Source organism: uncultured Polaribacter sp. (assembly GCF_947500975.1).
In the GTDB taxonomy this organism is placed as follows: Bacteria; Bacteroidota; Bacteroidia; order Flavobacteriales; family Flavobacteriaceae; genus Polaribacter.
On sequence record NZ_CANMUE010000039.1, the window covers coordinates 1 to 1,009 of the forward strand.

Below are 1,009 nucleotides of genomic sequence, written 5' to 3' on the forward strand. Positions count from 1 at the left end.
CCTCGCGGATTTTCTATTCGGTTTTTATTTGCTAAATTAGGTGCTTAAACACGCCACTAATCATACACAAAACCGTTGTAAGTAATACCGAAAAACCTATGAAGCCCACCTTTTTACTGATTTTGTGCATTGTTATTTTTTCCTGTAAAACGGACAATAAAAAAAACTCTTTAACGGAAACGACAAACAGAATTGGAATAAGAAAATTCAAAGTAGCAGATGAAAATATTAAAGACAGTATAGTTGAATATATTAACATTGACGGAAAAGAATATGCTAATCAAATATGGATTGTAGACAAAAAAAATGATACAATTGGTGGAAATTATTTCGATACTTTTATAATGGACACAACTAAATTAGGTAAAGTAACTAAATTGCAATTTACTTTAACTAAGCCAACAATAAAATGGGAATCAGATATGTTTGTTGTACTTCCAGACGAAGAAAAATTAAAAGAGGACTTTTCTAATCTATCAGAAATAAAACTTGATACATTCCATAGTTTAAAAAATGACGGAATATCTAATGACAAATTATTGAATTTAGATTTGCCTTTAAATCACATTTCGGAATTTGGAATAGAATATTCAACACCTGGAAAAAAGAGAATTCGAGGTTTAATTGTTGAAAGAGGTAAGGTAAAAGGAAAAGGTTATGAACGAAGATTATTTTTTGACAAAACCGTTTACGTTAAAGAATAAAAACAAAGTACTACTTACAACAATGGCTAAAATTAATACGGGTTTTGGTATTTAATCCAAAATGTAGTGTATTTTTATAGAGTCCGCCAAATCTTTTGATTTGGCTTTAGAACAGAAAAAAGATAAAACAAAATAAAAAGTTTTGGCTAATCGCTTAATCCGAAATTAAATGCTTATTTAATCCCGTACTAACCTTAGCCGAAGCCGTTGTGTGTCATTAAAAACGAACTTTTATGAAAATTGAAAAAGTAAAGAATTATAATCAAAAATTATTAGCTATTTTAGGAACAATTGGTGGAATATTT

General features: G+C 28.6%; 1 protein-coding gene. It reads left to right on the forward strand.

Translation table 11 applies throughout. The features are described 5' to 3' along the window. Positions 1-98: 98 nt before the first annotated feature. Positions 99-704: a hypothetical protein gene (locus Q0733_RS12920; protein ID WP_298782746.1), complete on the forward strand. Its 606-nt coding sequence runs from the start codon at positions 99-101 to the stop codon at positions 702-704. The last annotated feature ends 305 nt before the right edge of the window (positions 705-1,009 follow it).

Coding starts and splice junctions, on each gene's coding strand:
- Q0733_RS12920 (WP_298782746.1), top strand. CDS start 99: ATGAAGCCCACCTTTTTACTGATTTTGTGCATTGTTATTTTTTCCTGT.